Annotated in this window: 19 protein-coding genes; 6 read left to right on the forward strand and 13 right to left on the reverse strand. The window is 42.8% G+C overall.

Annotation, left to right across the window (positions count from 1 at the left end; genetic code table 11):
* A complete protein-coding gene (locus ACESPO_RS06745; protein ID WP_009263385.1) occupies positions 1–1416 on the forward strand; it encodes a HAMP domain-containing sensor histidine kinase in 1416 nt (471 codons plus the stop codon).
* Between the two features lie 147 nt (positions 1417–1563).
* Here ACESPO_RS06745 and ACESPO_RS06750 read toward each other — a convergent pair whose 3' ends face one another.
* Positions 1564–2790, reverse strand: coding sequence for a substrate-binding domain-containing protein (locus tag ACESPO_RS06750; protein ID WP_009263386.1), 1227 nt, complete (start codon positions 2788–2790; stop codon positions 1564–1566).
* A 368-nt stretch (positions 2791–3158) separates the two neighbouring features.
* Here ACESPO_RS06750 and pflB point away from each other — a divergent pair, with 368 nt between their 5' ends.
* The 4 genes from pflB (at position 3159) to fdxA (ending at position 6874) form a co-directional block, all read left to right on the forward strand.
* Complete coding sequence (gene pflB / locus ACESPO_RS06755; RefSeq protein ID WP_008977108.1) at positions 3159–5270, forward strand: formate C-acetyltransferase; 2112 nt, start codon at positions 3159–3161, stop codon at positions 5268–5270.
* 40 nt (positions 5271–5310) lie between these two features.
* Positions 5311–5571, forward strand: a complete 261-nt coding sequence (gene grcA3, locus ACESPO_RS06760) for an autonomous glycyl radical cofactor GrcA3 (RefSeq protein ID WP_270196201.1) — start codon at positions 5311–5313, stop codon at positions 5569–5571.
* A 180-nt stretch (positions 5572–5751) separates the two neighbouring features.
* Positions 5752–6525 carry a pyruvate formate-lyase-activating protein gene (gene pflA / locus ACESPO_RS06765; RefSeq protein WP_008977109.1) on the forward strand — a complete coding sequence of 258 codons (774 nt, stop codon included), beginning with the start codon at positions 5752–5754 and terminating at the stop codon, positions 6523–6525.
* A 169-nt stretch (positions 6526–6694) separates the two neighbouring features.
* The gene (fdxA, locus tag ACESPO_RS06770; protein WP_330572380.1) at positions 6695–6874 is read left to right on the forward strand and encodes a 4Fe-4S ferredoxin; all 180 of its coding nucleotides are present in this window, start codon (positions 6695–6697) and stop codon (positions 6872–6874) included.
* Positions 6875–7028: 154 nt separating this feature from the next.
* Here fdxA and ACESPO_RS06775 read toward each other — a convergent pair whose 3' ends face one another.
* The 11 genes from ACESPO_RS06775 to ACESPO_RS06825 form a co-directional block, all read right to left on the reverse strand.
* Positions 7029–7634 carry a helix-turn-helix domain-containing protein gene (locus ACESPO_RS06775; protein ID WP_116441057.1) on the reverse strand — a complete coding sequence of 202 codons (606 nt, stop codon included), beginning with the start codon at positions 7632–7634 and terminating at the stop codon, positions 7029–7031.
* A gap of 88 nt (positions 7635–7722) precedes the next feature.
* The gene (gene dnaB, locus ACESPO_RS06780; RefSeq protein ID WP_008977113.1) at positions 7723–9066 is read right to left on the reverse strand and encodes a replicative DNA helicase; all 1344 of its coding nucleotides are present in this window, start codon (positions 9064–9066) and stop codon (positions 7723–7725) included.
* A gap of 9 nt (positions 9067–9075) precedes the next feature.
* On the reverse strand, positions 9076–9522 hold the full coding sequence (gene rplI, locus ACESPO_RS06785; RefSeq protein WP_008977114.1) for a 50S ribosomal protein L9: 447 nt from the start codon (positions 9520–9522) through the stop codon (positions 9076–9078).
* A complete protein-coding gene (locus ACESPO_RS06790) occupies positions 9522–11570 on the reverse strand; it encodes a DHH family phosphoesterase (RefSeq protein WP_499788618.1) in 2049 nt (682 codons plus the stop codon). The genes rplI and ACESPO_RS06790 overlap by 1 nt, the downstream gene beginning before the upstream one ends.
* A gap of 188 nt (positions 11571–11758) precedes the next feature.
* Positions 11759–12775: a UDP-glucose 4-epimerase GalE gene (galE, locus tag ACESPO_RS06795; RefSeq protein ID WP_008977116.1), complete on the reverse strand. Its 1017-nt coding sequence runs from the start codon at positions 12773–12775 to the stop codon at positions 11759–11761.
* Between the two features lie 204 nt (positions 12776–12979).
* A complete protein-coding gene (locus ACESPO_RS06800) occupies positions 12980–14095 on the reverse strand; it encodes a phosphotransferase enzyme family protein (protein ID WP_008977117.1) in 1116 nt (371 codons plus the stop codon).
* Between the two features lie 4 nt (positions 14096–14099).
* Positions 14100–15026 (reverse strand): nucleotidyltransferase family protein, encoded by a 927-nt coding sequence (locus ACESPO_RS06805; RefSeq protein ID WP_008977118.1) that lies wholly within the window; start codon positions 15024–15026, stop codon positions 14100–14102.
* Between the two features lie 249 nt (positions 15027–15275).
* On the reverse strand, positions 15276–15446 hold the full coding sequence (locus ACESPO_RS06810) for a DUF6903 family protein (RefSeq protein WP_008977119.1): 171 nt from the start codon (positions 15444–15446) through the stop codon (positions 15276–15278).
* Positions 15447–15458: 12 nt separating this feature from the next.
* Positions 15459–16340, reverse strand: a complete 882-nt coding sequence (locus tag ACESPO_RS06815) for a carbohydrate ABC transporter permease (protein WP_008977120.1) — start codon at positions 16338–16340, stop codon at positions 15459–15461.
* A gap of 15 nt (positions 16341–16355) precedes the next feature.
* Positions 16356–17246, reverse strand: coding sequence for a carbohydrate ABC transporter permease (locus ACESPO_RS06820; RefSeq protein ID WP_008977121.1), 891 nt, complete (start codon positions 17244–17246; stop codon positions 16356–16358).
* A gap of 76 nt (positions 17247–17322) precedes the next feature.
* Positions 17323–18696: a carbohydrate ABC transporter substrate-binding protein gene (locus ACESPO_RS06825; RefSeq protein ID WP_117578431.1), complete on the reverse strand. Its 1374-nt coding sequence runs from the start codon at positions 18694–18696 to the stop codon at positions 17323–17325.
* Between the two features lie 238 nt (positions 18697–18934).
* Here ACESPO_RS06825 and ACESPO_RS06830 point away from each other — a divergent pair, with 238 nt between their 5' ends.
* Positions 18935–20395, forward strand: a complete 1461-nt coding sequence (locus tag ACESPO_RS06830) for an arylsulfatase (RefSeq protein ID WP_499788619.1) — start codon at positions 18935–18937, stop codon at positions 20393–20395.
* Positions 20396–20462: 67 nt separating this feature from the next.
* On the opposite strand, the gene ACESPO_RS06835 is transcribed toward ACESPO_RS06830, so the two are convergent.
* Positions 20463–21569 carry an SPASM domain-containing protein gene (locus ACESPO_RS06835; protein ID WP_499788620.1) on the reverse strand — a complete coding sequence of 369 codons (1107 nt, stop codon included), beginning with the start codon at positions 21567–21569 and terminating at the stop codon, positions 20463–20465.
* Between the last annotated feature and the right edge of the window lie 58 nt (positions 21570–21627).

Raw genomic sequence — 21627 nt, forward strand, 5'->3', positions numbered from 1 at the left:
ATGCGCAGCACTTTATACTTAAAATTTATCAGCATTTATCTGATCTTCGGATTTCTCTGCCTGTTCACAGTCGCCACACTCACCCATGAGCTGACAATCTCCGAGCTGGAAGAAGATACTTCTGATACCCTTTATAAAGAAGCCACCCTGCTCGCCAATGATTACCTGACCGGATATTTTACAGACGATCTGACACTTTCCGACATTCACACGCAGTTAAATGGGATGTCGACCTATCTGCATGCATCAACATGGTTCATTGACCGCACTGGACAGGTGATTCTATCTGCGGGAGCAGATGAAATGCCGGTTCCGCCATCCGAAATCCCAGACTTTGATCCTGCGGAAAATGGCAGTTCCAAATATCTGCTCGGAACTTACCATGATCTTTTTGATAAAAAAGTCATCACAGTGATTGCACCGGTCACACAAGGCTTTACGACGAAGGGATATCTGCTGCTGCACAAACCTTACGAAGATCTCGAACAGCAGACTTCTTCTTTATTGCGAAATGTCTATATTACCATTGTTGTCATCTACATTTTATCTTTCTGCATACTGCTGGCATTCCACTTTTTCATTTACCAGCCGCTGCGGAAGATCACAGAGGCTGCCACCCAGTATGCCTCCGGCAATCTGACTTATGAGATCCCGGTGCGGACAGAAGACGAGATGGGCTATCTGTCTGCCTCTCTCAACTATATGGCAGCACAGCTCAAAGATATGGAAGACTATCAGAAGAAGTTCATCGCCAATGTCTCCCACGACTTCCGCTCTCCGCTCACATCCATCAAAGGATATGTGGAAGCGATTGTCGATGGAACAATCCCACAAGAACTTCAGGGAAAATATTTGAACATCATACTGTTTGAGACCGAGCGCCTGACGGATCTGACAAAAGATCTTCTGACATTAAATGAATTTGACACGAAAGATCTTCTTCTTGACAAGACCAACTTCAATCTGCACGACACGATCAAACACACTGCCGCTTCTTTTGAAGGAACTTGTACCTCCAAGAAAATTTCAATTGAACTGCTCTTTGACCCGCGCATCCAGAATGTCTTTGCCGACCGCGGTAAGATTCAGCAAGTCTTATACAACTTGCTGGACAACGCGATCAAATTTAGTAATCCGGACTCTTCCATCGTACTCGAGACGACCGAACGCAATGGAAAAGTGTTCGTCTCCGTCAAAGACTCCGGAATCGGGATTCCCAAAAAAAGTCTCACAAAAGTGTGGGAGCGTTTCTATAAGAGCGACCTCTCCCGTGGAAAAGACAAGAAAGGAACCGGGCTCGGACTTGCAATCGTCAAGGAAATCATTCAGGCACATGGAGAAAATATCAACGTTATCAGCACCGAAGGAGTCGGCACAGAATTTATTTTCTCACTCACAAAAAGCAGTGAAAATTAGTTTCTTCCTTACACGAAAAGAAACGATACAAAAAAAGAGAAACACATTTCCTCCACTGAAATGTCGTTTCTCTTTTTTGATGATTTGTATTAGTATCTGCATTGATTACAGCTTTATCTGCTTTTGAATTTCATATTCCTTTCCTCACTAATACAAAATACGGCTGATATTTTTATCTTCCATATTATCTTTTGTCACCCACACATATCCTGTATCAACAACTGCCTCATTTCCTTGATTCGCGATGGAACGCGCACAGGCAATCACAGTCGCATATCCCATACCATACGGATTCTGAACAACAAGACCTTCCAGTTCTCCATTCTCCAGCGCCTCCATCTGTTTCTCTCCTCCGTCGAATCCGATTATCTTGAGATTCTTGGCAGCCTCTGCCTGCTTAGTATCTTTTGACTGCTTCATCTCATTGACAATCGACAGTACTTTCTGTGTCGCATCCACATTGGTTGTAAAACAGCCCGTCACATCCGGGTGCTGCTCCAGAATATACTGGATTGCCTGCTCATCAGTAAAGTCTTCCTTCTGCGCTGCCTTCTCATCTTCTGGATTGATTTTCGCTTCCCGGTTCTTCTTCTCTGCCAAAAGTCCTTTCACGTCTTCCAGATTATCCAGGTAGACAACTTCCGCGATCTCAACTTCCGGATAATCTTTTGCGAGTGTATCCGCAAAACCACTCTGACGCTCTCTCGCAGTAGTAGAATTAGAATCGTGGACAAATACGATTACCTTTCCCTTGTTATCTAATGCCGTAGCCAGATTCACTGCCGCAGTCTGTGCTGCTTCTGTATTATTGGTAGAGCAGAGTGACTGCAGTCCCTGGTAATCACTTCCGGAATCAAAGGCAACAATTGGAATTCCATTCTCTGTAGCAAGATCAAACTGCACCGAACAAGCATTGGAGTCAATGATCGCAATCCCAACTGCATTTGGATAGCGGGCCAGTTCTTCATCTAAAATATTAATCTGCTCGTCCACGCTCTCACTCTCGCTCGGACCGCTGTAATTTAACTTGATCTTATCTTCCCCTTTGTAACCCAGTGCACTGTTCAATTCCGATACTGCTTGCTTGGCGCCTTTTTCTACCATTTTCCAATATTCGGTTCCGGCTTCCTTCCCGATCAGGGAAATGTATGTTCCCGGTTCCAGGGTAAGACCGTCCACATTGCTATACGCCTGCGGAGAAATAATATTTAAATTGCCCTGTCCTTCTTTCTCTTTCGGCTCCTCTTTTTCTGTATCTGCCTGTGTCTGTGTATCTTGCTTCTCTTCCTCTGCTTCCTTCCCACAAGAAGAAAATAGAAGCATTGCACTCATCAGACATGCCAGCCCTATGATGCTCTTCCTTCTTCTCTGCATTTTTTACACACTCCATTTTTTCATTCTGAACGTATATTTCAAAGCCTATGTCACACACTTGTAAATATACGTAAAATCTTCGGGCACCGACAATGACTTCTCACAATTTTAAAAGAAAAAAATCAACTTCCGTCCACCCTCTAGGTTATTACCTATCTACTATACACTAAATTACAAAAAATAGAAGAAATTTTTTCTTAAATTTTTATAAGGTTTTATACAGTGTTCACAATTTGTATACTGTATGCAATTTAGTACAATCCAACCTATTGACTTTTCTTATAGCAAATTGATATAATCTAAGTGAATTATTTAACAAACATTTTACAAACTACTAACTTTTTTACAACGATTTAGGAGGAAATATAATGGAAAAAAACTGGAACTCTAGTTGGGACGGATTCAAGCCAGGACGTTGGAACCGTACATCAGTAAACGTACGTGACTTCATTCAGTCAAACTACACACCATATGAGGGGGACGATTCTTTCTTAGCAGGTCCTACAGAAGCTACAAAGACTCTTTGGGCTCAGGTAATGGATCTTTCAAAGCAGGAACGCGAAGCAGGCGGAGTTCTTGACATGGATACAAAAATTGTATCAAGCATCACTTCCCATGCCGCAGGTTACTTAAACAAAGACTTAGAACAGATCGTTGGTTTCCAGACAGATAAACCATTCAAACGCTCTTTACAACCTTACGGTGGTATCCGTATGGCTCAGAACGCCTGCCATGAAAATGGATATGAAGTTGACCCTGAAATCGTAAAAATCTTTACAGAATACAGAAAAACACACAATCAGGGTGTATTTGATGCCTACACACCAGAGATGAGAGCAGCAAGAAAATCTGGTATCATCACAGGACTTCCGGATGCATACGGACGTGGACGTATCATCGGTGACTACCGCCGTGTTGCTTTATACGGAACAGACTGGCTGATCGCAGACAAGAAAGAACAGCTTGCTACTTCTTTAGTGAGAATGACAGGAGATAACATCCGTCTTCGTGAAGAATTATCTGAGCAGATCCGCGCACTTGGCGAATTAGCAAAATTAGGAGAAATCTACGGATACGATATTACAAAACCAGCTTCCAATGCAAAAGAAGCTATCCAGTGGTTATACTTTGGATACCTTGCAGCTGTTAAAGAACAAAACGGTGCAGCAATGAGTCTTGGACGTACTTCTACATTCCTTGATATCTATATCCAGCGTGACTTAGAAAGAGGACTGATCACAGAGGAACAGGCTCAGGAATACATTGACCACTTCATCATGAAGCTTCGTCTTGTAAAATTTGCACGTACACCAGAATACAATGCATTATTCTCCGGTGACCCGACATGGGTAACAGAGTCTATCGGTGGTGTTGGTGTTGACGGACGTCCGCTCGTAACAAAGACATCTTTCCGTTACCTTCACACATTAGACAACCTTGGAACAGCTCCAGAACCGAACTTAACAGTTCTCTGGTCTACTCGTCTTCCAAAAGCATTTAAAGAATACTGTGCGAAGATGTCTATCAAATCATCTTCTATCCAGTATGAAAACGATGATTTAATGCGTCCGACTCACGGAGATGACTACGCAATCGCATGCTGTGTATCTTCTATGAGAATCGGTAAGGAAATGCAGTTCTTCGGAGCTCGTGCAAACCTTGCAAAATGTTTATTATACGCAATCAACGGTGGTGTGGATGAGAAATCCAAAGTACAGGTAGGACCAAAATACCGTCCGGTAGAAGGTGAATACCTTGACTACGATGATGTTATGGCTAAATTCGACGACATGATGGAATGGCTTGCTGAATTATATGTAAACACATTAAATATCATCCACTACATGCATGACAAATATTGCTACGAAAAAATCCAGATGGCTCTTCATGACCGTGAAGTAAAACGTTACTTTGCAACAGGTATCGCAGGACTTTCTGTTGTAGCTGACTCTTTAAGTGCAATCAAATATGCAAAAGTAAAACCGATCAGAGACGAAGATGGATTAGTAGTAGACTACGAAGTAGAGGGAGATTTCCCGAAATACGGTAACAACGATGATGATGTAGATGAGATCGCAGTAACTGTTGTACGTTCTTTCATGGACAAGATCAGAAAACATCACACATACCGTCACGGTGTTCCTACAACTTCTATCCTTACTATCACATCTAACGTTGTATATGGTAAGAAGACAGGTAACACACCAGACGGAAGAAAGCTTGGAGAACCTTTAGCACCAGGAGCAAACCCAATGCACGGACGTGATTCTCACGGAGCATTAGCTTCCCTTGCATCTGTAGCTAAGATTCCATTCAGACATGCTCAGGACGGAATTTCCAACACATTCTCTATCATTCCGGGAGCACTTGGAAAAGAAGATAAGATCTTTGCAGGTGACCTTGACCTTGACAGAATCGAAGAATGTGGAAACCAGGCTTGCAACATTCCAAACATCATGGACAGCATCGACAACGAATAATCTGTCCGACAATACAAAAATCAGATAAAGAAAAACCAAAATCAAGGAGGATAACACTATGGCAGTAAATCAGCAGCAGGTAGATAACTTAGTAAATATGTTAGACGGATACGTAGAACAGGGTGGACACCACTTAAATGTAAACGTATTTACAAGAGAAACATTATTAGACGCTCAGAAACACCCAGAAAACTACCCACAGTTAACTGTTCGTGTTTCAGGATACGCTGTAAACTTTATCAAACTTACAAAAGAACAGCAGGACGACGTTATTTCCCGTACATTCCACGAAGGAATGTAATGTAACGGCAGAGAGAGCCGTCTGATGACATATCGTCTATGTCATCGGACGTTCTGTTCTCCGTATCGAATTGCAATAATGACTTCAAGGGGCTGCCGCCGAAATGGTTTCTGATCTTTCCATTCTGCGACAGCCTTTTTTCATACCGAACTTTATCATACTGAAAGGCAGGTGTCTTTTATGACAAAAGGATATATACATTCGATTGAAAGCTGTGGAACCGTAGATGGCCCGGGACTGCGCTACGTAATCTTTCTTCAGGGCTGCCCGATGCGCTGTCTGTACTGTCACAATCCAGATACATGGGAGCCAAACATCGGAGAACAACAAAGTGTAGAGGAAGTACTCGAAGGCTTCTACTCTAATCTCCCATTTTACCGCCATGGCGGTGTGACTGTGACAGGCGGTGAACCAATGATGCAGATGGATTTTCTGATCGAGCTCTTTACAAAGCTGAAGAAAGATCATATCCACACCTGTATCGATACTTCTGGGATTATGTTTCAGCCATCCAATGCAGTATTTATGGAAAAGCTGGAAAAGCTCCTTCAGGTCACAGACCTGATCATGCTTGACATCAAACATATCAACGGAGAAGAACACAAGAAACTGACTGCACACTCCAATGAGCGTATCCTGGCATTTGCACGCTATCTCGATGAGCAAAACATTCCGATCTGGGTACGCCATGTGATTGTTCCCGGCATCACTTTCTATCAAGAATATCTGGAACAACTTGGCACATTTCTCGGAACACTGAACAATGTCAAAGCGCTTGATATTCTTCCTTACCACTCTATGGGAAAGGCAAAATATGATAACCTTCATATGGATTATCCGTTAAAGGATACTCCAGAACCAAGTAAAGAAGATGCAGAGGCTGCCAAACGTGTTGTTCTCGCTGCATATAAGCATGAAAAGCAGCGTCTGAACAAACTGTCGGAAGAACTTTAAGACAAATTGTTCCGGTCCCTGTTCTGTTGTCTTCTAGTCTTTTTGTGCTCTGATTGAAACTCTTTTTCTTTGTATTAAATTCAGAGCACAAAATAGACTTGTATATTTGGCTCATTTGTATTAAAATAAACACAAATAGGCAGAGTTCATTCTGCCACAGAAAAGGAGGATACATACTATGGCACACGTAATTAGCGATGAATGTGTAAGCTGTGGAGCTTGCGAAGCTGAATGTCCAGTTGGAGCAATCTCTCAGGGAGCAGATCACTACGAAATCAATGCTGATGCTTGCGTAGACTGTGGAGCTTGTGCTGCACAATGTCCAACAGGAGCTATCTCTGCTGAATAATTCAGATATGGCTGCCTGGCAGCCAACATAGCCCAGTAAGTATATAGGCAAAAAAGTGGGACGGATCAGATGTAATGTCTGATCCGTCCCCTTTTTTGCAGCATAAACTTGTCCTAAAAAATCATGTTATACTCCATATTTTGTTCACTTCATGCTATCCTTCCAGCAATTTTCTCAACTTTCCAACCGGTGATACTTTCACACTCTCGCGTCTGATCTGCTGCTGCTGTCTGATCAGGCTGTCCAGCTTGCGGTAATGTTCTTCTTCTTTCTGCTCTTTCAGATGAAACAACGTTTCCATCTCGCCAAGTACATTCTTTGTAACTGTATGACTGACTTCCTGCGCAAGCTTCGTATTATTCTCCACGATAACTTTCTGAAGTGCCTCCCCGATAAAGCTCTGAACTTGCAAAAACTTGTCCGTATCCACCACTTCCGGCTGTGCCTTGACAAGCTGTCCTTCTGTCTGACTCATTCTGCTGTTCTCCCTTTCCTCCATCTCTGCCAGCTTTTTCTTCTTCTGTTCCCGCGCTTTCTTTAATTCTGGTATGACGGTCTTTAACTCTCTCAACTGCATGCTCTGCTCTTTGAGATCCTTAATGCAGTGAAATAAACGGATGTCATCTTCTGTATAGTAACGGTGCCCCATCTCTGTCCTGCCGATCGGAAGGTCAAGTTCTTCCTCCCAGTATCTCAGCACATGTGCCTCCACCCCGACTCTCTTTGCAGCTTCTGAAATCATATAGTGAACTTCGCCCATAAAAATAACCTCCAATATGTAATAACCTATAAAGATTATAACATATTGAAGGTCTGTTCTTTTGCTCTTTCCATCGCAAGTTTCGCCATTATTCCTGCTTTCTCGTCGCATTGGCAAACTTCGTATAATTTGGAAGCCATGCAAGATTCACAGTTCCGATCGGACCGTTTCTCTGTTTCGCAATGATGATCTCTGCAATGTTCTTCATATCTGTATCTTTGTTATAATAATCATCACGGTAAATAAACATCACCACGTCGGCATCCTGCTCGATTGCACCAGATTCTCGAAGGTCTGACATCATCGGACGATGATCCGGCCTCTGCTCTACGGCACGGCTCAGCTGAGAAAGTGCAATAACCGGTACATTCAGCTCTCTGGCAAGTCCTTTCAATGATCTGGAAATATCCGAAATCTCCTGCTGTCTGGATTCTGCACGTCCGCCTACACGTCCGGTCATCAACTGCAAATAGTCGATGATGATCAGGTCTAACCCTTGCTCCAACTTAAACTTTCTGCACTTAGAGCGGAGTTCTGAAATAGAGATTCCCGGCGTATCATCAATGATCATCTTAGACTTTCCAATCACTCCAGCTCCTTCAATCAGCTTCTCCCAATCGGAATCCTTCAGATTACCGGTACGGAGCAGCTGTGCATCTACCTGAGACTCCAAAGAAAACAGACGGTTCACCAACTGTTCCTTGGACATCTCAAGACTGAAGATTGCCACCGTCTTATTGCTGCGAAATGCCACATGCTGTGCGATATTAAGCACGAACGCTGTCTTTCCCATAGACGGTCTCGCTGCCACGAGGATCAGATCAGACGGCTGCAGGCCGGATGTTTTATAATCAAGATCAATGAACCCTGTCGGAATTCCGGTGACAGTTCCCTTCGTCTTGGAAGACTTCTCGATCTTATCTAACGCATTTAACACGACCTGCTTGATTGGAACATAGTCTCCGGTATTTCTCTTCTGTACAAGCTCAAATACTCTCTTCTCCGTCGTCTCAAGCACCGCCTCCAGCGAATCCCGACCGAGATAACACATGTTCTCAATCTCCTCATTCAGCTTGATCAGTTTCCGCAGCATCGATTTTTCCATGACGATCTCTGCATAATATTTTACATTCGCAGAAGTCGGAACTGCTGTCAGAAGATCTCTTGCAAATTCAAGGCTGGTGATTTCCGGCGGAACATCCTTTTCTTTCAGACGCTCCTGAAGGGTGATCAGATCGACCGGCTTCCCTTCATTGAAAAGTTCCACCATAGCCTCAAACAGAATGCCATATGCCGTCTGGTAAAAATCTTCCCGGCTGACGATTTCTGCCGCTGTCATGATCGCATCCTTGTCCATCAGCATTGCTCCGACAACGGATTGCTCCGCCTCGAGGCTGTGCGGAAGGACTCTTTTGATCAATGCCTCTTCCATGCGTTCCACCTACGCTTCTGTGACAACGACTTTCAGATCTGCTGTCACCTTTGTGTGAAGTTTTACCTGAACGATATGTGTTCCCAATGTCTTGATTGCTTCTTTTAACTGAATTTTCTTCTTGTCAATATCATATCCCATTTGCTCTTTGACTGCATGTGCCACTTCTTTGGAAGAAACAGATCCGAAAGTTCTGCCGCCTTCTCCAACTTTGATCTGCAGTGTCACTTTTCCTGCTGCAATCTTCTCTGCGAGTGCTTTGGCAGCCTCTAACTGCTCCTGCGCAATCTTTTCTTCGTTCGCTTTCTGAAGCTTCAGGTCATTTAAATTCTTTCCAGTTGCTTCGAGACCTAATTTCTTCGGCAAGATAAAGTTTCTTGCGTACCCGTCATTGACGTTTACGATCTCTCCCTTTTTCCCAAGTGCCTTTACATCTTCTAATAAAATTACTTTCATTATATATCTCCTCCTTCTATCATCTCGTCCAGTGTGCCTTTGATCATCCCAATGACTTCCTCGACTTCCATATCGGAAAACTGTGCTCCTGCTCCGTTGATATGGCCGCCTCCGCCGAGACGTTCTGCAATCACCTGAACATTTACCTCATCAATGGCGCGGGCGCTCAAATACACCTTCCCATTGTATGCTGTCAATACAAACGATGCACGGATCCCCGCAATGTTGAGCAGCTCATTCGCTGCCTGGGCTCCGACGATCGTCGGACTTTCAATTCCTTTGCCCGGACACTCCGCAATAGCAAATTCACCTCTGTATACCTCTGCTCTGCGCACCGTCTCCGCCTTTGCACGATACGAATCCATATCATCCCGGAACATCTTTCTCACCCGGGTGATATCTGCACCACAGCGCCTCAAAAATGCTGCCGCCTCAAAGGTTCTCACACCGGTTCTGCTCACAAAGTTATTTGTATCGATCATGATTCCCGCATACATACAGTCTGCTTCCACCGCCTTGATCCGGATATCATCCGCAATGTACTGCAGCACTTCTGCGACCATCTCACAGGTGGAAGATGCATACGGTTCAATATAAGATAATACTGCATTATCAATGCTGTTGCTTCCCTGCCGGTGATGATCGAGCACGACGATCGTCTTTGTCATGCCAAGCAGTTCCTCACACTCTGTCAGTTCCGGCTTATTTGTGTCGACTACAACAACCATCGTATTTTCTGTTACCACATCCTCCACCTGAGAGGAAGTAAGAAACAGATCTTCATCGTATGCCGCATTATCCCGGATACGCTCATACAGCGGTCTGACAGAACTTGTGATATCGTTGATCACGATATGTACTTTCTTCTCCATAATTGTAGCTGCACGATAAATACCGATTGCCGCTCCAAAAGAATCTACATCCCCGATCTTATGTCCCATGACAATGACTTTGTCCTTAGCGGCAATAAATTCCCGCAGAGCCTCCGCCTTGACTCGCGCCTTCACACGCGTATTCTTTGCCACCTGTTCGCGCTTTCCGCCAAAATACGTAATATTGTTCGCATCCTTTACAACCGCCTGGTCACCCCCTCTTGCAAGTGCAAGATCGATTGCCACCCGGGCATAGTTGTAACTCTGTGCATAAGTGTCGGTACTCATCCCAAGACCGATACTGAGTGTCGCCGGCATCTCATTTCCAATGCTAATGCCCTTGACCTCCTCTAACAATGCAAACTTATCTTCTTTCAACTGTTGGAAATACTTTTTCTTAATCACGATAAAGTATTTATCCTTCTCCATTTTCTTGACGATCCCGTCAATCTTTGCAATATACTGATTAATCTTCCGGTCGATCAACGCTACCAAAAGTGACTGTCTGACTTCCTCAACACTCTCGATGACTTCATCAAAGTTATCAATGTAGATCAGACCTGCTACCATCTTCTGTGCATCATTTTCGCGAATGTACTTATTCAGTTCTGTGACATCCTTCAGGTAGATTGCAATAAAGTATTCCTTCTCCTTGGGAAGCTGCAAAAGTTCCTCTGTCTCACTAAATCCTTCCACAGATACTTTGTGCATAGCTACTGAATATTCCTTCTCCTTGTAAATAACATTCAGCTGCACCTGCTCAGATTCCGCTTTTGGAAATACGCCCCGGTTCAGTTCCGGAATGACCTTATTAATATACTTCTCTGCCTTGTCGCCCTGCCCTGTCACTACTTTGAAACTGTCATTCATCCATATAATCTGCCCATCATCCATCAGAAGTGCATACGGAATGGAAAGTTCCTTCAGCAGTGTATTCTGAACAACACCATACTGTGCTGCGAACTGTACCAGGTCTGCCATGATCAGCGACTTACTGTACATATAGAGCACACCTACTCCGATTCCATACACTGTCACAATGATTGCCATCATGATTCCTGCCTGACTGCTCGTAAAAAAGATCCAGATGGTCATCGCCACGAGCAGGATCAGCATAAAGATCGGCCACTGCATGTAAAAGCGGAGCTGTCCTTTTAATCGAATATCCTTCTTCATATTTTAACCCTCAATAGAACTAAAGTTACCGTTAAATTATACCACTTTTCCCCCCGATATGGAAGTACCAATCCTTGGACAGACAATCTGCTTCCTAAAATGCTCGAACCAAAAAAAAGAGAGAATCCAATCCCTCTGTAACCAGAGCTTGTCTTCTCTCTTTCTCTCTATGAGATTCTCATATATTTTTATGCTTCATATCCGTTTGGATTGTTTGACTGCCATCTCCATGAGTCTTCGCACATCTCATCGAGTCCTCTCTCAGCTTCCCATCCAAGTTCTTCTTTTGCTTTTGCAGGGTCTGCGTAGCAAGTTGCAATATCTCCGGCTCTACGCGGTTTGATCTCATATTTAATCTCTTTTCCGCATGCTTTGCTGAATGCTTTTACCATATCCAGAACAGAATATCCATTTCCTGTTCCAAGGTTGTAGATGCATACACCGGCTTTCTCTTCAATCTTCTTCAATGCTTTCACATGACCAAGTGCAAGGTCTACGACATGGATATAATCGCGCACACCTGTTCCGTCATGTGTATCATAGTCATCTCCGAATACTCCGAGACACTCTAACTTCCCAACTGCCACCTGTGTAATATAAGGCATTAAGTTATTCGGGATTCCTTTCGGGTTTTCTCCGATTGTTCCGCTCTTATGTGCTCCTACCGGATTAAAGTAACGGAGTAATACGACATTCCATTCCGGATCTGCTGTATGTAAATCTGTGAGGATCTGCTCTAACATTGACTTCGACCAGCCGTATGGGTTTGTACACTGTCCTTTCGGGCATTCTTCTGTGATCGGTACAAATGCCGGATCTCCATATACTGTTGCAGAAGAACTGAAGATAATGTTCTTCACTCCCGCATTTCTCATTGCATCGCAGAGTACCAGTGTTCCTGCAATGTTGTTGTCATAATACTCTAATGGTTTTACAACAGATTCTCCAACTGCTTTTAATCCTGCGAAATGAATGACTGCATCGATATCTTCTTTCTCAAATATATTCTTTAACGCCTCTGCATCGCGGATATCTGCCTCATAAAATGGGATTGGTTTTCCGACGATCTTCTCAACACGTTTTAAAGATTCCTTGCTGGAATTACATAAGTTATCTAATACAACAACGTCATATCCTGCATTCACTAATTCGATGCATGTATGGCTTCCGATATATCCGGCTCCGCCTGTTACTAAAATTGCCATGTTCGTATCCTCCTGTTTTTTACGATTTGTAGGGTAACATGAGAAATCTCTCTCTTCTTCTATTATAATACCGTACTGCGGGCAGTACAACTATTTTTTATATTTTTTGTTTTAAAACATTTTTTCTGTTTTAAACTTATTTCTCACAAATTCTTTCAAATCTTCTCTACGGATTTCCCACACACTCTCAAGAAACATTCTTACTTAAACATTATATTTCCTGATGATCTCCTGCATGATATCCCATTTTGCTTCCATATCTTCCACAAGCTTAAACTGTGTACGGCAGCGGTCAAGATTGTGATGTTCTCTGTGGATCTTAAAGTAATGATCTCCTTCAAGATAATCTGTTAAGAAACGCATACCACATTCAAATGTCATAACCTTTGCTCCCATTGGCATCAACTCGATCTCTTTCTTTGTAAGTTTTCCGCCACATCCTTCGATGTATCCTTTCGCATACAGATCAAATAATTCCATATCGCAGGACACTTTGCTCAGATCGATTTCATCTTCTGCTCCTGTACTTGCTCCAAAACGGATAGAATCCCCAAAGTCATTCATTGCAAGTCCCGGCATAACTGTATCAAGGTCGATCACACAGATTCCTTTTCCAGTCTTATCGTCAATCATAATGTTATTTAATTTTGTATCATTGTGTGTCACACGAAGTGGAAGTTCTCCTGCCGCAAGCATATCTCCAAATACGTTAGCTACATCTTCATGTGCCAGAACAAAATCAATCTCTTTCTGAACAGAAGCTGCACGTCCGCACACATCTGCTTCCACTGCTTTTTTGAACACTTCAAAACGTGCCTTTGTATCATGGAATCCTTTGATCGTCTCGTGAAGAGTCTCTGCCGGATAGTCTGCAAGCAATCTCTGGAAGTTACCGAAAGATACTGCGCTCTGATAGAAATCATCTGGTTTTTCTACCTGGTCATAGCTGGTAGCTCCATCGATGAATTTGTAGCATCTCCAATAGTCCCCTTGAGAATCCACATAGTACGGTCTGTTTGCAACTGTGCGAATGATATTTAATGTCTCTCTCTCCGGATCTCCACCGTTTTCAATGATCTTCTTACGAAGGTAAGAAGTAACACCGAGTACGTTCTCCATCAATTCTTCCGGCTGTGTAAAGATTTCTTTGTTCATGCGCTGTAAGATTACACGCAGAAGTCCCATACCTGAGATATCGAATGTCAGAAGGAATGTATCATTGATATGTCCACTTCCATATGGACGCTCATCAATCAGAACCCCTTCAAATCTAAAATTTGCAATTGCTTCGTCTTTTTGTCTGTTTGATACCATTCCCATGATCTTACTCTTCTCCCCACAATTTTTCCGGATATAATCCATTTTCTTTCATCTGTTTGATCGCAGCTACTACGACTGGCTTATCTTCTTTATAAGTTACTCCATACCATTTATCTGCAGATGTCAGTACGGATACAGTTGCGCGGTCTTCTTCCAGCAGATTGCTGACAACTGTCGGAAGGAAGTATTCACATTTCAGAGGGTTCGTCTTTAATCCTTCCTCTAAGAAAGAAGCAAATCCATTTTTGATCTCCTGCAGAATGCTTGCTGTGAATCCCCACATATTCATAGACACAATGCTTCCCTTCGGAAGATCTGTCCAGGTTGCTCCCTCATCTTCTGTATAGGCAGCACCGTCACCTTTTTTCTCGATTCTTGTCCGCTCTTCTACTTTTACAAGCTCGCCTGCCTCATTTGTCGTACATACCCCGCGGGCTACATGTCCGTTCTCTGTCAATGTATTTTCCAGCTGATATCCGACCATTGTATAACGGAACTTGTCATCGTCCTCATGAGTAGAAAGGAAGTCATAGATTTTCTGGAAGGCATCTCTTCCATAGTAGTCATCTGCATTGATTACCGCAAATGGTCCGTCCACTTCATCGATACAGCTTAATACGGCATGTGCAGTTCCCCAAGGTTTCACACGTCCTTCCGGCACTTCAAATCCTTCCGGAATGTTGTGAAGATCCTGGAATACATAAGCAACATCCATCACTTCTTCCATACGTTTTCCGACTGCTTCTTTAAAATCTGCCTCATTTTCTTTTTTGATGATAAATACGACTTTCTCAAATCCTGCTCTCTTTGCATCGAAGATAGAGAAATCCATAATAATATGTCCCTGCTCATCTACTGGGTCAATCTGTTTTAATCCGCCGTAACGACTTCCCATTCCGGCTGCCATAATTACTAATACTGGTTTTTTCATTTTGAACTACCTCCTGTTCATCTATCACTTCTGTTTTGTATTATCTACTATTCTACCTGATGTTTTTTAAAAAATCTTTAGTCAATTTCTTTCTATGTTTGCACAATCGTCTCCTTTCAAGGTCTATGCCTTTCTTTCCTTTTATATAATCTTCTTACATTAATATAACTCATATTTTTAAAAAAAGGAATGCAGTTCCTCCAAAAAAAATATGCCGGAATCCGTTCTTAGATTCCAGCATATTCTCTTCTATTTGTATCTGTGGTTATATACGAACAAAAGTGTCAGAAGTCCGATCAATCCGATGACCTCCATCGCAAGTCCGGATACAGAAATATGTCTCTGACCAACGATGATCATAGCAAGGAAAATAACAAATGCAACACACATGATAATATTTCTTACTGTACTACTATTCATTGCCAGTCCCTCCTAACCTTTCAGTCCGCCGAGAGTCATACCCTCTGTCAGACGTTTCTGTACCATGATGTATAAGATCAATGTCGGCAGCATAACAATCACAAGTCCGGCATACATAATACCGTAGTTGGTAGCTGTCTTTTCCACTGCCATCAGATTTTTCAGTCCCATCGCCAGCGTATCATTTCCATCCATCAATGTATAGGCAATGATATACTCATTCCAGAATGATAAGAAGTTAAATAAAATTACTGTGATGATACTTGGTTTTGCCATCGGCACCATGATCTTTGTCATCGTCTTAAAGTATCCGCATCCGTCAATATATGCCGCTTCCTCAAATCCTTTCGGCAATGTCCGGAAATATCCGCTCAAAAGATACACTGTAAATGGCAGTGCACTCGATGCATAGACAAGCGCCAGGATAAACCGGTTATTCAGGAAGAAATCTACCCCGAGCAATTTATTTGCATCACTGAGCATCAGGAAGATTGGTACTACAATGTAACTGATGTTGACGAAAAGTCCTGCCATAAATGCAATGTTCAGAATCTTTTTCCCTCTGAAGTTAAATCTTGACAGTGCATAAGATGCCGGAAGTGCAAGAAGTAACAGGAGGATCAATGCTGTTGCAGTAACGATCACAGAATTTAAGAAAAACGTTCCCATGTTCGCATCGCGGAATGCCACAACAAAGTTCTGTACAAAAAATTCTTTCGGAAGTGCCCACGGACTTACATCTCCCCCGATAAACTCTGAGTTCTTCTTCAAACTTGCCATGAATACCCATGCTACCGGAATAATGATAGAAATTGCCAGTGCAAGAAGAGCTACATAGATGAACAGCTTATAAATATAACTGCTTGGTTTTTTATGTTTATTAATTTTTTCCATATCTGCTCTCCTTTCCTAAAATTCATAAACTTCTCTGTCTGTGATCTTATTTACAATTCCTGCCAGAATAAATGAGAACAGGAAGATCACAACACCGATCGCCATACCATATCCATAAGAACCGTTTGTATATGCCTGCTTATACATATAGTTCAGCGCCACTTCTGTATTTCCATTCGGTCCTCCGTTTGTCATAATTTGGACAAATAGGAAGCTTAAGTTGATCGTACTGATGATGTAGAATGTCAGTGTAGTACGAATATTGCTCCAGATCAGAGGGAATGTAATCTTGAAAAACATCTGGATCTCTGTCGCTCCATCCAGAGATGCCGCCTCATAATAATCCGGTGGAATCGCTGCCATACTTGCCATATACATTACCATGTAGTATCCAATTGCCTGCCAGATCAGCGCAAAGATTACAGAATAGATCACAATATTCGGCTCTGCCATCCACTGACGTGCCAGTCCATCAAGATGAATCGCTTTCAGGAATGTATTGAGAAGACCTGTACTCGGGTTATAAATCGCTCCAAAGATACCCGCAATAACAACGATGGATAAAATATTCGGAATGTAAAAAATAACACGGAAAAAGTTCTTTCCCTTAAAAGTTCCTCTGTTTAACAATGCTGCAAATAATACAGCAAGAATGATCGTGCAGATCATTACTAACACAATAATCAATATTGTATTCTGCATTGCCTGAAGGAAATTCTTATCCCCCAGCAGTGTTTTAAAGTTCTCCAGTCCTATGAATGTCTGTTTGTTCGTAATTCCTCCCATGCGGTATAAGGACATCCGAAATACATTGATTGTAGGAATGAAAATAAAGAGAACCATCAAGATTACTGCCGGTGCCAGACATGCAAAGACAAATCTTCTTTCTGATCGTTTTCTGTTCATAAGCTTATCTTTCTCCTTAAAAAACGGTGAGCCCTGATAACTCACCGTTCTGACTAACTATAACTTATCTGGATAATTATTCTACGTTTTCTAATAATTTCTCCCATGCATCTACCAGTTGTTTCTGGTACTGATCTGCTGTCATCTCTCCTGTATTCAGAGCATCGATTGCACCATAAACTGTTGCTTTCATATCAAATCCATCAATTGGTTTTGTTGTAGCCCATGTACCTGCAACTGCTTCGTATCCGTCAGAAGATGCCAGTGTATAAGTATCTTTGATTGTTCCATCTTCCAGCTTGTCTGATGCACCAAGAACCGGTGATACGATTGGAGCTGCTGATTCTTCATTTGTCTCTTTGTTCACTACTTTGTTGTTGAGCATTAAATCAACAACTGTATCAGAGTACATGAATTTTACAAATTCTTTTGCAAGATCCATATTTTCTGCATCTGCAGGAATCCACATCTGCTCTGTGAATGTGTAGATGTAGTTATCTTCATCTGCATTGAACTTCGGAGGTGCCATCATTCCCCAGTTGAATCCTTCCGGAGTAGAGTTTGCCATCTCCCCGATTACCCAGTTACCATTTGGCATAAATAATGCTTTTCCGTCGATCACGTTCTGCTGATTGATCTTGAATCCACCGTCTGAGTTTGCATTTGCAACTGTATCTGCCTGGATATAATCTGGTGAAGCAAGTTTTGCGATTGTATCAACAACTTTCTTTCCTTCTTCAGATGTCCATGTCTTTTCATCGTAGTTTACAGCTTTGTTGTAGAAATCAATTCCACCTGCCTGTGCTAACATCTGATACATTGTTGCGTCGAAGTATCCTGATTGTGGATATGTAAATAAAGAAATTCCGTCAGCTTTTGCTTTGTCTCCAAGTGCAAAGAACTCATCCCATGTTGTCGGAAGGTCGTATTTCTTATTTGCTCCTTCAAATAAGTCTTTGTTATACCATAATCCTGTTGGTGTATAAATGATCGGAGCAAGGTAAACTTTTCCGTCACCGTATGGCTGTGCCGCAGCATTCTCTGTAATACCACCTACTAATTTACCTTTTAACTCATCATCAAATACGTCTGAGATGTCAGCGATTGCTTTTTCTTTTAACATGGTCTCTACGAATCCGCTCTCCTGACCTAAGTTGTAATATACAACATCTGGAACATTTCCGTTCTTAAAGTCTTTCTGTAAATCTTTATCAAGCTCAGAAGAAAGGTGTAATTCTACGTCTACATCTTTGTGTTCTTCCTCAAATGCTTTTTCGATATTTTTCCAGATCTCAGCTCCATTTCCACCTTCAAATGCAGCAAATTTCAGGACTGTCTTTCCATCTTCTTTCTTGCCTTCTGCTTTTTCCTCTTTACTTCCGCATCCTGCAAGCATAGTAGCAGCCATTGCAACTGTAAGTAAAAGCGCTGTTACTTTTTTCATTTTCATAACCGAACTCCTCCTTTTGTTTATTTCGTTCACTTTATACACTATATTCTACACTACATCCGTCATTTTTTCTATATTAATGTTGTTCTCATTTTTATGTATATTGCTCTCAAAGCTAAAAATATGAAATTAATAAAAAACTCTTCCTTGCTTTTCTTTTTCCCAGTGTTTATGATTGTATCAAAAGCTGCCTTCATTGGTAACCGAAAAATATGTAATAATATGAAAGGAAAAAATGATGAAACAACCAAACATTTTACTTCTTATGTGTGACCAGTTTCGTGGAGACTGTCTTTCCTATGCCGGACATCCGGACGTCAAGACACCTTACCTTGACACGCTCGCTTCTGATGGTGCCTTTTTTGACCGCGCCTATTCCTCCTGTCCAAGCTGTATCCCTGCAAGAGCTGCGCTTTTTACCGGGAAAAGTCAAGAGCACCACGGACGTGTCGGATATGAGGATGGTATCGACTGGAACTACGATCACATGCTCGCTGAAGAGTTCAGTACACACGGATACCAGACACAGTGTGTTGGAAAGATGCATGTACATCCGGTGAGAAAACATTGCGGGTTCCAAGGACTGCGTCTGCACGATGGCTATCTTGGATATTACCGGGATGCCTCCATTCCGCATTTTCAGCATCAGACGGTGACTGATGACTATCTTTATGATTTAAAAAACGCTCTCGGATCCCATGCGGATTTCAATGCCAGCGGACCGGAATGCAACTCCTGGGTGACCCACCCGTGGATCTATGAAGAACGGCTGCATCCGACAAACTGGGTGACGGAAGAAAGTATCCGCTTCTTAGAAACACGTGATCGCACCAGACCATTTTTCCTGATGAGCTCCTATGTCCGTCCGCACCAGCCTTTTGATGCGCCGGCATCCTACTTCGATCTGTACAAAGACAAAGAACTTAGGGCACCTGCCTGCGGCGACTGGGATGACACCGCAAGTACCGAACAGTTCGGATATAGGAAAGACTCTATCTACGGCTGCAACGATGCCGAACAGCAACACAATGCAATGGCGGGATACTATGCCTGCATCACACATGTCGACCACCAGATCGGACGGCTTCTCTCTGCACTGATGGAAAGCGGAGAATATGACAACACTGTGATTCTCTTCTTGTCCGATCACGGGGAACTACTCTTTGATCATCACCTGTACCGAAAAGTATTTGCCTACGAAGGAAGCACACATATCCCACTTCTGTTCCACGTCGGCAAAAATGTATGCCCTTCCAAACCGATTCGCAGCAATACGATCACAGAACTGCGCGATATCCTTCCAACACTCCTCGATTTTGCAGGTATCCCGGTTCCAGAGGGTGTGGACGGCTTCTCTCTGATGCCAGAGATTGTCGGAAAGCCGAAAGAAGAGCAAAACAACCGCGAGTATCTGCACGGAGAACACAGCTTCCACTCCGGTCTGTCCAGTCATTTTATCGTGACGGAGACTGATAAATATATTTGGTACAGCGAGAAAAATACTGAACAGTACTTTGATCTGAGAAAAGATCCGCGGGAAGAACACAATGCAATCGCCGATGAAGCATATCAGGCTCGGATCGCCTATCTTCGCGCTCTTCTGATTCAAGAACTCGATGGCCGCGAAGAGGGGTACAGCGACGGAGTCTCACTCCAAAGCAGCTGTACACCTGTCGCAAATTTATCTCATATTCTATAAGGATTCAGCTGAAAATCTTGATTTCCAGTTGGGTTCTGCTGCTTTTAAAAGATAATCACAGAGTCTTTCAAAGTGTCTGTGCGATCCTGAACAATGTCGGATATGCCTCCATCAGAAATTCTCTGTGACCACACCACTCTTCTGTGAGATAGGTCCGATTCTGTCTCTTACAGCCACCGCGGCAGATTTTCCAGAATGGACATGTCTCACAGATTTTTTTTATCTGTCTTTCTTCCTGAATGAAATTTTTCATTGCTTCGCTATATAAAAGTTCCTGAAGTGTCTGATCTTGCAGATTTCCGCAGCAATACTGATCCAACACATAAAAATCACACGGATATACACTGCCGTCTGCTTCCACCACAAGTTGCGCTGTACAAAATCCAAGCATTCCACACTGTTGTGGAGGGCGATCAGACAACATCAACAGCAGATTATCAAACAGAGTCACACTCATGTAATCTCCATGCACATAATCATCCAGCCAGAGCCGATAGAACCGCTTATAAAATTCGGCATACTGTTCTGGCTTTAGTTCCTGATCATTTCCAGTCACTGCGCTCTGTTGCTGTTCTGGAAATTCTCCAAGACACGGAATACACTGCACATAAGAAAATCCCTGATCTTTCAAGAAATGATAATATGCTTCCGGATGCGCCGCAAGCCGTGGTGTCAGTACAGTAAGAATATTATATGCCACTTCATATTGTTCCAGCAGCCGGATTCCCTGCATGATCTGCACATACATTCCCTTTCCCTCTTGATCTACCCGAAAACGGTTTGTGTTAGACTCATACCCGTCCAACGAAACACCCACGAGAAATTCTTCTTCTCGAAAGAACCGTGCCCACGACTCATCTATCCGCGTACCATTTGTCTGAATGGCATATCGTACTGTGCGTGCCCCTTTTTTTTCACGGACATACTCTGTAAATTGTCTATAATACTCCAGCCCGGCAAGGGTGGGCTCCCCACCTTGAAATGCGAATGTAATCTGTGCATCTTCCTCCGTTTCTGCAATGGCACGGTCAATCAATTTCCGCATGATTTCCGGCTTCATTTTCCCACTGCATGGACGTTCTCTCCTATTACTGATGTCCTCATAGAAGCAGTACGGACACTTCAAATTGCATAGGGATGATGCAGGTTTTACTAAAAATGAAAGATAGTTCATAATGTTTTCTCCTCCTCATTACACGGATTATACTATCTGACAGCAAGCTTGTAAATGA

This window comes from Coprococcus sp. HPP0074 (genome assembly GCF_964238105.1).
Lineage (GTDB): Bacteria > Bacillota > Clostridia > Lachnospirales > Lachnospiraceae > Faecalimonas > Faecalimonas umbilicata.

Bases quoted from the DNA above. Each gene is read 5' to 3' on its own strand.
- ACESPO_RS06745 (WP_009263385.1), top strand. From the start codon at position 1: ATGCGCAGCACTTTATACTTAAAATTTATCAGCATTTATCTGATCTTC.
- ACESPO_RS06750 (WP_009263386.1), bottom strand. From the start codon at position 2,790: ATGCAGAGAAGAAGGAAGAGCATCATAGGGCTGGCATGTCTGATGAGT.
- pflB (WP_008977108.1), top strand. From the start codon at position 3,159: ATGGAAAAAAACTGGAACTCTAGTTGGGACGGATTCAAGCCAGGACGT.
- pflA (WP_008977109.1), top strand. From the start codon at position 5,752: ATGACAAAAGGATATATACATTCGATTGAAAGCTGTGGAACCGTAGAT.
- ACESPO_RS06775 (WP_116441057.1), bottom strand. From the start codon at position 7,634: ATGGGCGAAGTTCACTATATGATTTCAGAAGCTGCAAAGAGAGTCGGG.
- dnaB (WP_008977113.1), bottom strand. From the start codon at position 9,066: ATGGAAGAGGCATTGATCAAAAGAGTCCTTCCGCACAGCCTCGAGGCG.
- rplI (WP_008977114.1), bottom strand. From the start codon at position 9,522: ATGAAAGTAATTTTATTAGAAGATGTAAAGGCACTTGGGAAAAAGGGA.
- ACESPO_RS06790 (WP_499788618.1), bottom strand. From the start codon at position 11,570: ATGAAGAAGGATATTCGATTAAAAGGACAGCTCCGCTTTTACATGCAG.
- galE (WP_008977116.1), bottom strand. From the start codon at position 12,775: ATGGCAATTTTAGTAACAGGCGGAGCCGGATATATCGGAAGCCATACA.
- ACESPO_RS06800 (WP_008977117.1), bottom strand. From the start codon at position 14,095: ATGGGAATGGTATCAAACAGACAAAAAGACGAAGCAATTGCAAATTTT.
- ACESPO_RS06805 (WP_008977118.1), bottom strand. From the start codon at position 15,026: ATGAAAAAACCAGTATTAGTAATTATGGCAGCCGGAATGGGAAGTCGT.
- ACESPO_RS06810 (WP_008977119.1), bottom strand. From the start codon at position 15,446: ATGAATAGTAGTACAGTAAGAAATATTATCATGTGTGTTGCATTTGTT.
- ACESPO_RS06815 (WP_008977120.1), bottom strand. From the start codon at position 16,340: ATGGAAAAAATTAATAAACATAAAAAACCAAGCAGTTATATTTATAAG.
- ACESPO_RS06820 (WP_008977121.1), bottom strand. From the start codon at position 17,246: ATGAACAGAAAACGATCAGAAAGAAGATTTGTCTTTGCATGTCTGGCA.
- ACESPO_RS06825 (WP_117578431.1), bottom strand. From the start codon at position 18,696: ATGAAAATGAAAAAAGTAACAGCGCTTTTACTTACAGTTGCAATGGCT.
- ACESPO_RS06830 (WP_499788619.1), top strand. From the start codon at position 18,935: ATGAAACAACCAAACATTTTACTTCTTATGTGTGACCAGTTTCGTGGA.
- ACESPO_RS06835 (WP_499788620.1), bottom strand. From the start codon at position 21,569: ATGAACTATCTTTCATTTTTAGTAAAACCTGCATCATCCCTATGCAAT.